Genomic DNA, 14,161 nt, shown 5'->3' with positions numbered 1-14,161 from the left:
TGGCGTGCTATGTCAGCGCTGTCAACAAGTGGGCTATAAAGTCCTACCAAACAACACGCATTTTTTGCGCATTTGCGCAGGGATGTTGCGTAAATGGCACAGGCTATCCTGTCATTCCGTTCAGAAATGGCGGATTTTGGCCGTTCATTGATCCGGCTCAACGATCGATACGAGTCTCTGGCCAAGCAGGCGTTCACACGCTAGGTTTGTATTAGTTGATCAAAATATCGGGGGAGCCGAAATGGCGCGCTTTGGAAAGTCCACTCTGGCATCGCTGTGTGTCGGAGCGATTGCGCTGATATTGCAAGGAAACGCCGTGGCGCAAACCGCGCCAAAGAGCAAGGATCATGCGGTTTTGCCCGATCGTATCCTGTTTGGTGCGGCCTATTATGATGAATATGCTCCGACTGATCGACTCGCCGAAGATGTCGCCTTGATGAAGGCGGCCAATATCAGCGTGGTGCGAATTGCCGAATCGACATGGGGCACGATGGAAACCGCGCCCGGCGTGTTCGACTTTCACCATATCGACCGCACTTTGGCCGCGATGCACAAGGCCGGGATCAAGGTGATCATCGGCACGCCCACCTATGCCGTACCGACATGGCTGGCGCGTCAGCATCCCGATGTCCTGGCCATTACGGCGCAGGGGCCTTACACCTATGGCCGCCGTCAGAACATGGACATCACCAACCCCGAATTCCGCAAGGCGGCAGAGCGCGCGATTGTCGCGCTGATCGACCATGTAAAGGATAATCCCGCCGTCATCGGTTATCAGCTCGACAATGAAACCAAGGCCTATGGCACCAGCGGCCCCAATGTGCAGGCCGCCTTTGTCGAGCATATGAAGCAGAAGTTTGGCGGCAATCTCGATGCGCTGAACAAGGCTTACGGTCTCAACTACTGGTCGAATCGCATCAACCGCTGGGAGGATTTCCCCTCGGTCAACGGCTCGATCAACGCCAGCCTCAACGCCGCCTTTGCCGAATTCCAGCGCTCGCTGGTCAATGAATATCTTGGCTGGCAGGCAGGATTGGTCCGCGCCCATGCTCGGCCCGATCAGTTCCTGACCCAGAATTTCGACTATGAATGGCGCGGCTATTCCTATGGCATCCAGCCGGACGTGAACCACTGGCAGGCGGCGCGGGCCCTCGATGTGGCGGGTGTCGACATTTATCACCCCGGACAGGACAAGCTGACCGGCACGGAAATTGCGCTGGGTGGCGATCTGGCGCGATCGATCAAGAATGGCCAGAATTACCTCGTGCTGGAAACCACCGCGCAGGGGTTTCCCGAATGGACGCCCTATCCGGGGCAATTGCGGCTTCAGGCCTTCAGCCATCTGGCATCGGGCGCCAATATGCTGGAATATTGGCATTGGGGCACGACGGCCAACGCAATCGAAACCTATTGGCGCGGACTTCTGTCTCAGGATTTCAAACCCAACGCCACCTATCGCGAGGCCGCCACGATTGGCGCGGATCTGGCGCGGCTTGGCCCCAAACTGGTCAATATGACCAAGGCGAACAAGGTGGCGATCTATGTCAGCAACCGGGCGCTGACGGGGTTTGAATCGTTCAAGCCCAAGGGTGAAAACGGCGCTGTCGGCTATAACGATGTGGTGCGCGGCTATTACGATGCGCTCTATCGCATGAATGTCGAGGTGGATTTCATCACCCCCGATTCCACCACGCCTTTGTCCAATTACAAATTCGTCGTCGTCCCCACGCTTTATTCAGCCAGCGATGCCGAGATCGACAAGCTGAATGATTACGCCAAGGCGGGCGGCCATTTGCTCTATACGTTCAAAAGCGGCTTTTCCGACGAGAACGTGACCGTGCGCTATGCCGACCAACCCGGCCGCATCGCGCAGGCCGCCGGTATCCGTTATCAGCAATTTGCCGCGCCGGTTGGCGTTACGCTGGACGGCGACCCGTTCCATGTGGGCGAGGCGGCCAACAAGGTGCGCTGGTGGATGGAATTCGTCGAACCCACAACCGCGCAGGTAGTGGCGCGTTACAAACATCCCTCATGGCCCAACTATGCCGCGATCACGCGCAACAATTGGGGCAAGGGGCAGGTGACCTATGTCGGCTTCATGCCCAGCGACGAGACGCTTTCGGCGCTGCTCAAGCAGGAAGTGGCGCAGGTCGGCGCGCAAAATCCCGAAGGGCTTGAATATCCGCTGGTCCTGCGTCAGGGCGTGCTGAACAACGGGCACAAGGTTCGCTATGTGTTGAATTATTCACCCAACAGCGTGTCCTATACCGTCCCTGTCGCATCGGGCGAATTGCTGTCCCAGCGGAAACTGGCTGCGGGTCAGAAGCTTGATCTGGGCGCATGGGGCGTGGGCATTCTGGAGGAGGATGCGCGTTGAACTTGACGGATGGGCGCGCGTACTCTCGTATGCGCGCCGGGGGGCGATTATGTTGAATGCAAAACCAGTCATGTCGGGGGTGACGCGTTGACCGAGCCGGAAGAAGGCAGCGAAAAGAAGGCCAAGCGCGGTACTGGGCGCCGGTTGCAGGGCGCCATTGCGCATCGTTTGGGCACGGATATCGTATCGGGCGTCTATCCGCCCGGCACGGTGCTGTCGAGCGAGGTCGAATTTGCCGAAGCGCTGGACGTATCACGCGGCGCCCTGCGCGAGGCGATGCAGGTTCTGGCCGCCAAGGGATTGGTGGAAAGCCGTCCCAAGGCGGGCACCAAGGTCTTGCCGCGCACGCGCTGGAATCTGCTTGATCCCGATGTTCTGGCCTGGGCCTTTTCGGGCGAACCGGACCCGGTTCTGGTGCGCGGCATCTTTGAATTGCGCGCAGTGGTCGAACCGGCGGCGGCGCGTTTCGCCGCGCAAAGGCGCGACCGTGAGGATCTGCGCGCGATGAAGGATGCGCTGGCGACCATGCGCCGCCACACGCTGGCCACGGACGCGGGCAAGGCGGCGGATCGTGATTTCCACGATGCTATCCTGCGCGCGACGCGCAACCCCGCGCTGGTGGTCCTTTCGGCCAGTATTGGTGCGGCGGTGCATTGGACGACACAGTACAAGCAGCGCTCTCGCGCCCTGCCGCGCAATCCGATTCCCGATCACGCCAAGGTTTATGAAGCGATTGCCGCAGGCGATGGTGATGCCGCCGCCGCCGCCATGGGCGTGCTGGTGGATCTGGCGATGAAGGATACGGCCAAGGAAATGGGGCTTTCCTCGCTTCAGCCCGAAATCGATCCCGCATAAGCATAGGCCGGGTTGCCGCGCAGCCCGGTCTCCACTTCAAAGATCGCGCCATCATCATCCGAAGGCGCAAGGCCGATGGCCGCCGATGTCACGAACATCCGGTCCAGCCCCTCGCCGCAAAAGGCCATATTGGTGATGCGCCGCGCGGGCAGGGCAATGGTGCGATCCAGCGAACCGTCGGGGGCAAAGCGGCTGATCCGTCCGCCATCCCAATGGGCGACCCATAAATAGCAATCGGCATCGCAATTCATGCCGTCGGGATAGCCGTCCTCTTCGGAAAAACGGACAAAGACCTCGCGTTGGGCGACGCCGTCATCGGTCCGTTCAAAACGATAGATGGTCCGCAACCCGCTGTCCGCATGATAGAGCCAGCGCCCGCAGGGTGAGAGGCCCGGCCCATTGGGCACATTGTATCCGGTGTCGATCTGTGCCCATTCTCCGCCGGGCGATAGGCGATAGAGCGATCCGCTGGCCATTTCTTCGGCCATGTCCATTGTTCCGCACCAGATGGCGCCGCTGGCGTCGGCCTTGCCGTCATTCATCCGGTTTCCCGGCAAATGGGGCTCTGGCCCATGGCGAAGGCCGACGGTGAGAGGATCCAGCGTGATGCGCGCCACCCCGCTGCGGAAACCACCGACAAATCCGCCGTCGACGTGTTCGACCACCCAACCCAGCGGTTCCGGCATGTCCCAGCGGCGGATCTCGCCCGTGTCCAGCACAAGGCGGTTAAGCGCAGGGGCAAGGATGTCCACCCAATAGAACGCCCCGTCACGCGCGCACCACAGGGCGCCTTCGCCCAGAGTGTCGCGGATCGGCCGGTCAATGCGTGTTACCTTGCCCATGCATTCTTTCCTTAGTGATTGTCGCGCGGAAGGCCCATGGTCTGGGCGATGCGCTGATATTTTTCCGCGCCTTCCAGAATGGCGCCGGTGTTCATTTGGCCCACCAAGGCGCGCTGGATTTCCTGCCACGGGGTCTGGCTGGCCGGATAGGCATAGCCGCCCGCCTCGATCAGAGCCTTGCGGCGGGTGTCGAGTTCCTCATCGGAAATCAGCACATTGACGCTGCCCTTGCGCAGATCGATCCGCACCCGGTCGCCGGTTTGCAGCAAGGCCAGCCCGCCATTGGCCGCCGCTTCGGGCGAGGCGTTGAGGATGGAAGGGCTGCCGCTGGTGCCCGACTGACGCCCATCGCCGATGCAGGGCAGGGCCGATACGCCTTCGGTGATGAGATAGGCGGGCGGACGCATGTTGACGACTTCGGCCGCGCCCGGATAGCCGATGGGGCCGGCCCCGCGCATGAACAACAGCGTTTCGGGCGTGATGCCCACGGCGGGGTCGTCGATGCGGTGGTGGTAATCTTCGGGGCCGTCAAACACGACCGCGGGGCCTTCAAAGGCTTCGGGATCATCGGGGTTGGACAGATAGCGGGCGCGGAATTCTTCCGAAATCACGCTGGTCTTCATGATCGCCGCATCAAACAGATTGCCGGTCAGGACGAGGAAGCCTGCCTCTTCCTTGATCGGTTGGTTGAACGGGCGGATGACCTTTTCATCCTCGATCGTGGCATTTCGGCAGTTTTCACCCATGGTCTTGCCATTGACGGTCATCGCGCCTTCTCGGATCAGGCCCTGACCCATCAATTGCGCGACCACGGCAGGCACGCCCCCCGCGCGATAGTAATCCTCGCCCAGATATTCGCCCGCCGGTTGCAGGTTGACCAGCAGCGGGATCTTGTGGCCGATCTCCTGCCAGTCCGACAGGGGCAATTCGACGCCGACATGACGCGCAATCGCGGCCAGATGGATCGGCGCATTGGTCGATCCGCCGATGGCCGAATTGACCGCAATGGCATTGTGGAACGCGTCCAGCGTCAGAATGTCGGAGGGCTTGAGATCCTCATGCACCATCTGCACGATGCGCTTGCCGGTGTGATAGGCGCATTCCTGACGGTCGCGATAGGGGGCGGGGATTGCCGCGCTGCCGGGCAGCATCATGCCCAAAGCCTCGGCAAGGCTGTTCATCGTCGTGGCCGTGCCCATCGTGTTGCAATAGCCGGTCGAAGGGGCCGAGGAGGCCACCAGCTTGATGAACCCTTCATCGTCGATTTCACCGGCGGCCAGCATCTGGCGGCCCTTCCACACGATGGTGCCGCTGCCCGTGCGTTCGCCCTTGTGCCAGCCATTGAGCATCGGCCCGACCGAGAGCGCAATCGCAGGGATATTGACCGTGGCCGCTGCCATCAACAGCGCTGGCGTCGTCTTGTCGCAACCCGTGGTCAGCACCACGCCGTCCAGAGGATAGCCATAGATCGCCTCGACCAGACCCAGATAGGCCAGATTGCGGTCAAGGCCAGCGGTCGGGCGCTTGCCGGTTTCCTGAATCGGGTGGACCGGAAATTCCAGCGCGATCCCGCCCATTTCGCGGATGCCTTCGCGGATGCGTTCGGCCAGCACGAGGTGATGACGGTTGCAGGGCGACAGGTCGCTGCCGGTCTGGGCAATGCCGATGATCGGGCGGCCAGAGCGTAATTCCTCAAGGCTGATCCCGAAGTTGAGATAGCGCTCAAGATAGAGCGAAGTCATGTCGATATTGTCGGGATTGTCGAACCAGGCGCGGCTGCGCAATTTGCGTGTTTCGGTCATAAAGCCTTCAATCAATGCGAAATGGTGAGGCGATAGATCATGGCATGGCGATAGGGCTTGCCGGGATCGACGCGGGCGGAAATGAAATTGCTGTGGTTGGGCGCATCGGGAAACTTCTGCGGTTCCAGCGCGATGCCGTCGCCCATGCGGTACAGGTGCCCATGTTTGCCGATCAGCGTGCCGTCGAGGAAATTGCCCGAATAGAATTGCAGGCCCGGTTCGGTGGACAGCACCTCCAGCGTGCGGCCCGAGGCCGGATCGACAAGGCGCGCGGCCAGTTGCGGCGTGGCGGTCACGCCTTTGTCCAGCGCGAAATTATGGTCATAACCGCGCCCGGCGACAATCTGATCATCACGGCCATCGCGCAGGGCATCGTTCAACCGGCGCGGGGCGCGGAAATCGAACGCGCCGCCTGCCACCTTGCGCAACTCGCCCGTGGGGATGAGGGTGGCCGACACCGGCGTATAGGCGCTGGCCGGAATGGTCAGGCGATTGTCCATCGCGCCGCCGCTGCTGCCTTCGCCTGCCATGTTGAACAGCGCGTGGTTGGTCATATTGACGATGGTGGGCTTGTCACTTTCCGCCTCGAACAGGATGCCAAGGTTGCCCTTTTCATCAAGGCTGTAGGTGACACGGGCCTTCAATGTGCCGGGATAACCGGAATCGCCATCGGGGCTGGTGTGGGTCAGAACCAGTTTCGCCACCGGGCCGGAGGTGACGGACTCGACCTTCCACAGCACCTTATCAAACCCGCGCCCGCCGCCGTGCAGCGTCTGGCCATGGTCGTTTTGCGGCAATTGATAGGTCTTGCCGTCCAGCGCAAACCGCCCATCGGCAATGCGATTGGCAAAGCGGCCAATGGTGGCCCCGAAATAGTTGGGGTGATTTACATAGGAATCGAGGTCGTCATAGCCCAATGCGACATCGGCTTTGCGCCCTTTGGCATCGGGCGCGATCAAGGATTGCAATGTCGCGCCATAGGCCAAAATGCGCGCCGAAACCCCGTTGGCGGCCTGTAATGTTACCGCCTCCACCACCGCGCCATCGGCCAGTTTTCCGGCATTTTCGCGGTTGACGGTCACGGCCATCGCGTCACCCGCCATCATTGCCGCACATAGGGCGATGGCGGATGTCAGGGCGTAAAATTTCATGCCTTCGCTCTCCCGGCAATCTTGGGCCATTGACGAGGCCTTGCGCTCTCTATAGTCCGACAAATATGATGAGCGCAAGTCGCTATGCCATATCAATGGCAAGCGCGTGGCTTTTGAGAGGATCGTGATGGCTCCCCCTGTTGGTTCAAGTGTGAATGCTCCTGTCGCGGATGTCGGGCATGGGGCGGTTCGGTATGGTCCGGCGCTGTCTTTGCTGGCCACGCTGTTTTTCATGTGGGGCTTTATCACGGTCATCAACGGCACATTGTTGCCGCACCTGCGGTCGGTCTTTGAACTGAGCTATTTTCAGGCCGCGCTGATCGAATCGGTCTGGTTCATCGCCTATTTCTTCGCCTCTATCCCTGCGGCTAAATTGATCGAGCGGATCGGCTATCAGAGGTCGCTGGTCACCGGCTTGCTGATCATGGCGGGCGGTGCGGTCGGCATGATGGTGGCGGCCTCGATCCCTTCCTATGGCATCACGCTGGCCATGCTTTTCGTGATCGCCAGCGGGATCACCCTGCTGCAGGTTGCCGCCAATCCCTATGTGGCGGTCATTGGCCCGGCTGAAACCGCATCCTCGCGCCTCAATCTGGTGCAGGCGATGAATTCGGCCGGAACGATGCTGGCGCCGATGTTTGGCGCATGGCTGATCCTTGGCCGGTCCAAGGGCGGCACGGCGGCGGCGGGCACGGTGCTGACGCCCGCGGAACGTCTGGCGGACGCGCATTCGGTGATCCTGCCCTATGGCATTGTTGCGGTGGTGCTGACGGTTCTGGCCATTGTGATCGCGCGCTTTCCTCTGCCCGCGATTGGTGCGGCATCGCGCCGGGTCAAAGCCGCCGTGGTCGAGGGTAGCGCTTGGAGCCGGTTCTGGAGCCATCCCCTGTGGCAACATCGCAATCTGGTGCTGGGGGTTCCGGCGATTTTCATCTACCTGATCGCGGAAATCGGCGTCGGCAATCTCTTCATTAATTTCATCAGCCGCCCCGACATCGGCGGCATGACCACCGAACAGGCCGGGCGTTATCTGACGCTGCTGTGGGGCGGGATGATGGTCGGGCGGTTCATCGGTTCGGCCATCATGCAGAAGGTCGATGCGGGCATCGTGCTGGCGGTGTTCTCGATCGGCGCATTTGTCGTGATGAGCATAACGGTCGTGTCCTCTGGCCCGGTGGCCATGTGGTCGCTGATCCTGGTCGGCCTGTTCCATTCGATCATGTTCCCCACGATCTTTACCCTCGGCATTCGCGGCCTTGGCCCGCTGACCGAGGAGGGTTCGGGCCTGCTGATCATGGCGATTGCGGGCGGCGCGCTGGTGGCGGTGCAGGGCTGGTTGGCCGACCATTACGGCTTGCAGACCTCCTTCATCCTGACCGCCGTCTGCGAGCTTTACACGCTGTTCTACGCGGTCTGGGGATCGCGCCCGACCCATGCTCTTCCGGATCTTGAGGTAGAGTGATTTTACTCTGACTAAACGCGCGCCCGTTTCGATGGCCGTGTTCCATGGAGTTTTCGATGACTGAATTTCGTTCGATGGATGCTGCGACCGGCCAACCGGTAGGCCCTGCCTTTGCGGTTGATGGTCTGGCACAGGTGGATACGGCATGCGCCGCCGCCGATGCGGCTTTTGACGCCTATCGCGCCACGGACCGCGAAACCCGCGCCAAATTCCTTGAAACCATCGCCGATGAAATCCTTGCCCTTGGCGACGATTTGATTGTGGCGGCTTGCCGCGAAAGCGGGCTGCCCCGCGCCCGCCTTGAGGGCGAACGTGGCCGCACCATGGGCCAGCTTCGCCTGTTCGCAGGCGTGGTGCGCGCCGGGGCATGGCAGCAATTGCGCATCGATCCGGCTCTGCCCGAACGCGCGCCTTTGCCGCGTCCCGATCTGCGTTTGCGCATGATCCCGGTGGGGCCGGTGGCGGTGTTTGGCGCGTCCAATTTCCCGCTGGCTTTCTCCACCGCTGGCGGCGACACGGCCTCGGCGCTGGCGGCGGGTTGCCCGGTGGTGGTCAAAGGCCATCCTGCGCATCCGGAAACCGGCGCGCTGGTGGCTTCGGCCATTGCGCGGGCGGTGGCGGCCTGCGGTCTGCCCAGTGGTGTGTTCGGCCACTTGGTCGGTCCTTCGAATGAACTGGGCGCGGCGCTGGTCAAGGATCCGCGCATTGCGGCGGTGGGCTTTACCGGGTCGCGCGCTGGCGGTCTGGCGCTGGCCAATCTGGCGGCATCGCGCCCTGTGCCGATCCCGGTCTATGCGGAAATGAGCAGCATCAACCCCGTCCTGCTGATGCCCGAAGCGTTGAAAGCGCGCGGCGCGGCGCTGGGCACGGCTTTCGTCGGTTCGCTGACCATGGGCGCGGGGCAATTCTGCACCAATCCCGGCCTGCTGCTGGCCATTGAGGGCGAAGGTCTCGACGCATTCATCGCCACCGCCACGGGCGCCGTGGCGCAGGCACCGGCGCAGGTCATGCTGACCAAGGGCATTGGCGCGGCCTTTCGCGATGGCACGGCCGCTCTGGCGGGCGCCGATGGTGTCGAACAACTGGCCGCGGGCGAACCGGGCGAGGGCACCGCTTGCGGCGCGATCCTGTTCCAGACCACGGCGGGGGCATTCCTTGCCAATCCGGCACTGGCGCATGAAGTGTTTGGCGCGTCTTCTATCCTCGTACGCTGCGCCGATGAGGCGGAATTGACCTCCGTGCTCAAGGGGTTGGAAGGGCAATTGACCGCGACCCTGCATATGGACGATGGCGATGCCGATCTGGCGGGCCGCGTCCTGCCGGTGCTGGAACGCAAGGTGGGGCGTATCCTCGCCAATGGATGGCCCACGGGCGTCGAGGTCTGCCACGCGATGGTGCATGGTGGCCCGTTCCCCGCGACCAGCGATCCGCGCACGACTTCGGTGGGCAGCCTTGCCATCGACCGTTTCCTGCGTCCGGTCAGCTATCAGAATATCGCGCCGGCGCTTCTGCCCGCCGAATTGCGCGATGATGCACGCGGCGATGGCGCGCCGCGTTTGATCGATGGCGTTCTGACGCTCTGATTTTTGTTGTTTATCCCGCCGGTGCGTTCGGCGGGGCAAGGAGTTTTGACCATGGCCCAGCGCCTTTTGCAGCACCGCGCCGATGATGGCGCACGTTCGGTTATCTTTGCCGATGGGGATCAGGCTTGGTTCCTGAACGGCGTGTCCTCCACCCGCGAGTTGGCGCATCGCGCGATTGCTGCCGGTCGCTCGCTGGTCGATGAAGCGGCCGTGGCGGGCATGGGCGCGGGCGTTGATATTGCCGCTGAACTGGCCGCCGGGCATTTGTTGGCTCCGATCGATCACGAAGACCCCGCGCATCTGTGGATGACGGGCACGGGCCTGACGCATCTGGGTTCGGCGGAAGGCCGCAACAAGATGCATGCAGCCGCCGCTTCGGGCGAAAAGCTGACCGATTCCATGCGCATGTTCCTTGAAGGCGTCGAAGGCGGCAAGCCCGCAGCCGGACAGGTCGGCCAGCAGCCCGAATGGTTTTACAAGGGCGATGGTTCGCAATTGGTCGGCCCCGGCGATGCTCTGCTCAGCCCCGCTTTTGCGCAGGATGGCGGCGAGGAGCCCGAACTGGCGGGCATCTATATCATCGGCCCCGATGGCACGCCTTTCCGCCTCGGCCTGGCTCTCGCCAATGAATTTTCCGATCATGTGACCGAGCGGCACAATTACCTGTGGCTGGCTCATTCCAAGCTGCGGGCGGCGGCGCTGGGCGCCGAATTGCTGATCGGTGACGTGCCCGATGACATTCGCGGCGCCAGCCGGATCTATCGTGACGGAGCGCTGCTTTGGGAAAAGCCCTTCCTGTCGGGCGAGGCCAACATGTCGCACAGCCTGAGTAATTTGGAACATCACCATTTCAAATATGGCCTGTTCCGCCGCGCGGGCGATGTGCATGTGCATTTCTTCGGCACGGCCACTTTGTCCTTCTCGGACGATGTGCGCACGGCCCCCGGCGACGAGTTCGAAATCAGCGCCGCGCCCTTTGCCCTGCCTTTGCGCAACCGCCTTGCCATCGCCGATGCGCAGGCCGTTTCGGTCAAGGTGCTCTAAGCCATGGCCATTCGCATCGCTCTTGTCGGCGTGGGCAAGATCGCCCGCGATCAGCATATTCCCTCTATCGCGGGCAATGCCGATTACGAACTGGTGGCCACGGTCAGCCGTCATGACCCGCAGATGGATGTGCCGTGGTTTGCCGATCTGGACGCCTTGCTGGCATCGGGTATCGCGGTCGATGCGGTGGCGCTCTGCACCCCGCCACAGGTGCGATACGAATTGGCGGTCAAGGCGTTGCAGCACAAGCTGCACGTCTTCCTCGAAAAGCCGCCGGGCGCGACTTTGGCCGAAGTTGAATCCCTGCGCGCCATTGCGGACGAGGCCGGGGTGACGTTATTCGCCTCATGGCATTCGCGCTATGCGGCGGGGGTTGAACCGGCCCGGGCATGGCTGGACGCGCGGCGGATTGATGACGTAACGATCATCTGGCGCGAGGACGTGCGCGTTTGGCATCCGGGGCAGGCATGGATCTGGCAGGCGGGCGGTTTGGGCGTGTTCGATCCGGGCATCAATGCTCTGTCCATTGTCACGCATATCCTGCCGCGTCCCTTCTTTCTGACCGAGGCCACGCTGGAGGTGCCGTCCAATTGTCAGGCGCCGATTGCGGCGGATCTGACCTTTACCGACAGCCTTGGCACGCCGATCCACATGGATCTGGATTTCCGCCAGACCGGCCCGCAAAGCTGGGACATCATCGTCCAGACCGATGCGGGCGAATTGAAGCTGGAAAAGGGCGGCTCGGTCCTGACTCTGCCCGAAGGCGTGCGGGAGGCGGAGGATCGCGAATATCCCGAACTCTATGCCCGTTTCGCCGGTTTGGTAAAGGGTGGGGTAAGCGACGTCGATATCGCGCCCTTGCGCCATGTCGCGGATGCTTTCCTGCGCGGGCATATGCGTGCGGTGGAACCCTTCATCGAATGATCCCTCTGACCCGCGCCGTCACACTGGGGTGGGGCGCGGGTCATCTTTGAAAAGGGCGCCTTTCCGCAGCAGAGGGGCGCCCTTTTCTTTGTCCGGGTTTCAGAAGCGGTCCATGTCGTGGGCGATCACCACCGGGCCACGGAATTGTTTGCCGATTTCATCGCGATAATGGGCATCGGCTTCGCCCTGACGCGATCCGCCCCCGGCGATATGGGTGACGATCACCTTGCCCACGCCCGCCTTGGTGGCCATGTCGCCAATCGCGGCGGTGGACAGGTGGTGGCGCGCCAGATGGGCGGCCATATTGGCCCTTTCCGTATCGGAAATATGGCGCACCCGGTTGTTCATCTGGGCCAGCGTATCATCCAGATCGATCATTTCCGTCACCAGCACATCCGCCCCTTTGGCCAGAGCGGTCACTTTCTCGCTGGGGCCGGTATCGCCGGTATAGATGATCGAGCGGCCCGGCAGGTCGAACCGATAGGAAAGCGAGCGGAAGGTCTTTTCCTCCGCGCTGCCGGGGGTAAAGCTGTAATGGGTGTTGCTGGCCACGCGGACGTTGAAATGGTCCAGTTTCACCACGGCGCCATCGTCCAGTTCCACGACCTGAATATTGGTGGCCGGGTCAATCGGCACCTCGCCCGGAATGCCAAAGCCCGAGCGGGCGCTGGGGCGCATGGCGGCGATCAGGCCGGATACGATGTCCTTCATTCCCGGCGGGCCGTAAATGGTCAGCGGCGTCACCGTCCTTGTCTGAAGCCGCAGGCCCAGCACCGCGAACAGGCCGCCCAGATGGTCGAAATGGATATGGCTGATCCAGATGCTGCGCAATTCGGGGTAATCCGCCCCCGCATCGGCAAGCCCGGTCATGGCGCCATCGCCGGTGTCGATCAAATGCGCCTCGCCCTTGCGCCAGAGCAGGTTGGCCGGTTCATGGCGTCCGGGGCGCGGCATCGGCCCGCCCATCGTGCCCAGCGGGATCCAGCTATAGGCGTTTTGCGCCTCTTGCGCGGCGGCGGGCGTGGACAATAAGAGACCGGCCAAGAGCGCGGTCAGAAGCGGCGTTTTCGACATGGTATTCTCCCCCATGGGCGCGGATATGGACGCGCCGCTTTTGTTAAAACTCGATGCTTTGCAGGTCTTGGCCCAGCACGACGGGGCCGGAATAATGCGCGCGGACCTGCGCCAGATCCTCCTCGCTCACCTTGCCGACATGGCTGAGGACCAGTTTGCGTACCCCCGCCTTGGTTGCCAGATCGCCCACCTGTGCGGGCGAAAGGTGTTCGACATCCATGTGCCGCTGAACCGGGGGAGGGACCATGGCGCGGTCGGCGGCGGTCGCCATTTCGGCCACCAGAATATCGGCCCCGCGCGCAAATTCGGCCAGACCCGCCGCCATGCCGGTGTCGCCGGTAAACACCACCGATTTGCCGCCCATGTTAAACCGATAGGACAAGGATTGCGCATCGGGATTTTGCGCCCGGTCGATCAGCGAATAATGACTGTTGGCCATGGCGTGGACCGTCACGGTCTTGTCGTCAAAGGCCCGGCCCGGCGGCAGATCGCGCGCGGTCAGAAAACCTGAGATCGGACGGGCACGACCCGATTCTGCGTTTCGGATATGCGCGTTGATCTCCATCACCCCGCCCAGCGCCTTGGCCAGATCCTGCGTCCCCTTGGGGCCAAGTATCTGCAATCCCGTCCCCCGCGTGGACCAGGCAAAGCTGGCCAGGCTGAGCAGGCCCGCATAGTGATCGTCATGCAAATGGGTGAGGAAGACGAGCGGCACATCCTTTTCCGCCACCCCTGCCATCGCCAGTTGGCGCGAAACCCCGCCGCCCGCGTCGATCAGATAGCGATGGCCGTCGACCTCCAGCAACGTGGCGATGCCCGAACGGTCCACCCGCCCGCCGGGGCCGCCCCCGGTGCCCAGCAGAACAAGGCGATCACCCGCCAGACCTGCGGTCGCCTGAAACAGGGCCAGCGCCGCCAAACCCCATCCGATCCTCATGTCTTCACTCTCCAATGATGTGGGCGGGCAAGGTGTGCCGCCGATTCCTCTTATGACTTCTACATTTGTAGAATACATCTGTCCTTGTCAACCAAGGCGCGGCGGGGCAG

At 62.3% G+C, this 14,161-nt stretch carries 11 protein-coding genes; 6 read left to right on the top strand and 5 right to left on the bottom strand.

Annotated elements, in window-relative coordinates:
- Positions 1-241: 241 nt before the first annotated feature.
- Positions 242-2,377, top strand: coding sequence for a beta-galactosidase (locus tag ACZ9HU_RS12695; protein ID WP_476105420.1), 2,136 nt, complete (start codon positions 242-244; stop codon positions 2,375-2,377).
- Positions 2,378-2,464: 87 nt separating this feature from the next.
- Positions 2,465-3,232 (top strand): FadR/GntR family transcriptional regulator, encoded by a 768-nt coding sequence (locus ACZ9HU_RS12690; RefSeq protein ID WP_476105418.1) that lies wholly within the window; start codon positions 2,465-2,467, stop codon positions 3,230-3,232.
- On the opposite strand, the gene ACZ9HU_RS12685 is transcribed toward ACZ9HU_RS12690, so the two are convergent.
- The 3 genes from ACZ9HU_RS12685 to ACZ9HU_RS12675 are packed head-to-tail and all read right to left on the bottom strand — an operon-like array spanning position 3,208 to position 7,027.
- Positions 3,208-4,074 carry an SMP-30/gluconolactonase/LRE family protein gene (locus ACZ9HU_RS12685; protein ID WP_476105417.1) on the bottom strand — a complete coding sequence of 289 codons (867 nt, stop codon included), beginning with the start codon at positions 4,072-4,074 and terminating at the stop codon, positions 3,208-3,210. The two genes, ACZ9HU_RS12690 and ACZ9HU_RS12685, sit on opposite strands and share 25 nt — an antisense overlap.
- A gap of 11 nt (positions 4,075-4,085) precedes the next feature.
- The gene (locus tag ACZ9HU_RS12680) at positions 4,086-5,876 is read right to left on the bottom strand and encodes an IlvD/Edd family dehydratase (protein WP_476105415.1); all 1,791 of its coding nucleotides are present in this window, start codon (positions 5,874-5,876) and stop codon (positions 4,086-4,088) included.
- 11 nt (positions 5,877-5,887) lie between these two features.
- Positions 5,888-7,027 (bottom strand): aldose epimerase family protein, encoded by a 1,140-nt coding sequence (locus ACZ9HU_RS12675; RefSeq protein WP_476105413.1) that lies wholly within the window; start codon positions 7,025-7,027, stop codon positions 5,888-5,890.
- 127 nt (positions 7,028-7,154) lie between these two features.
- Here ACZ9HU_RS12675 and ACZ9HU_RS12670 point away from each other — a divergent pair, with 127 nt between their 5' ends.
- Genes ACZ9HU_RS12670 through ACZ9HU_RS12655 form a run of 4 tightly spaced genes read left to right on the top strand, consistent with a single transcriptional unit; the run spans position 7,155 to position 12,040 of the window.
- Complete coding sequence (locus ACZ9HU_RS12670; RefSeq protein ID WP_476105412.1) at positions 7,155-8,489, top strand: sugar MFS transporter; 1,335 nt, start codon at positions 7,155-7,157, stop codon at positions 8,487-8,489.
- A 56-nt stretch (positions 8,490-8,545) separates the two neighbouring features.
- The gene (locus ACZ9HU_RS12665; protein WP_476105411.1) at positions 8,546-10,072 is read left to right on the top strand and encodes an aldehyde dehydrogenase (NADP(+)); all 1,527 of its coding nucleotides are present in this window, start codon (positions 8,546-8,548) and stop codon (positions 10,070-10,072) included.
- A gap of 51 nt (positions 10,073-10,123) precedes the next feature.
- Entirely contained in the window at positions 10,124-11,116 is a 993-nt protein-coding gene (gene araD1 / locus ACZ9HU_RS12660; RefSeq protein ID WP_476105409.1) for an AraD1 family protein, read from the top strand.
- A 3-nt stretch (positions 11,117-11,119) separates the two neighbouring features.
- Complete coding sequence (locus ACZ9HU_RS12655) at positions 11,120-12,040, top strand: Gfo/Idh/MocA family protein (RefSeq protein ID WP_476105407.1); 921 nt, start codon at positions 11,120-11,122, stop codon at positions 12,038-12,040.
- A 99-nt stretch (positions 12,041-12,139) separates the two neighbouring features.
- Here the strand turns inward: ACZ9HU_RS12655 and ACZ9HU_RS12650 are convergent, their stop codons facing one another.
- Both ACZ9HU_RS12650 and ACZ9HU_RS12645 read right to left on the bottom strand, forming a co-directional pair.
- A complete protein-coding gene (locus ACZ9HU_RS12650) occupies positions 12,140-13,114 on the bottom strand; it encodes an MBL fold metallo-hydrolase (RefSeq protein ID WP_476105406.1) in 975 nt (324 codons plus the stop codon).
- Between the two features lie 43 nt (positions 13,115-13,157).
- Positions 13,158-14,051 carry an MBL fold metallo-hydrolase gene (locus ACZ9HU_RS12645; protein WP_476105404.1) on the bottom strand — a complete coding sequence of 298 codons (894 nt, stop codon included), beginning with the start codon at positions 14,049-14,051 and terminating at the stop codon, positions 13,158-13,160.
- Positions 14,052-14,161: the final 110 nt, after the last annotated feature.

The sequence above is a fragment of the Novosphingobium sp. Sphag1I genome, from assembly GCF_056279125.1.
The sequence above is the reverse complement of the archived record's forward strand: the minus strand, read 5'-3'. Positions and strand labels throughout refer to the sequence as shown.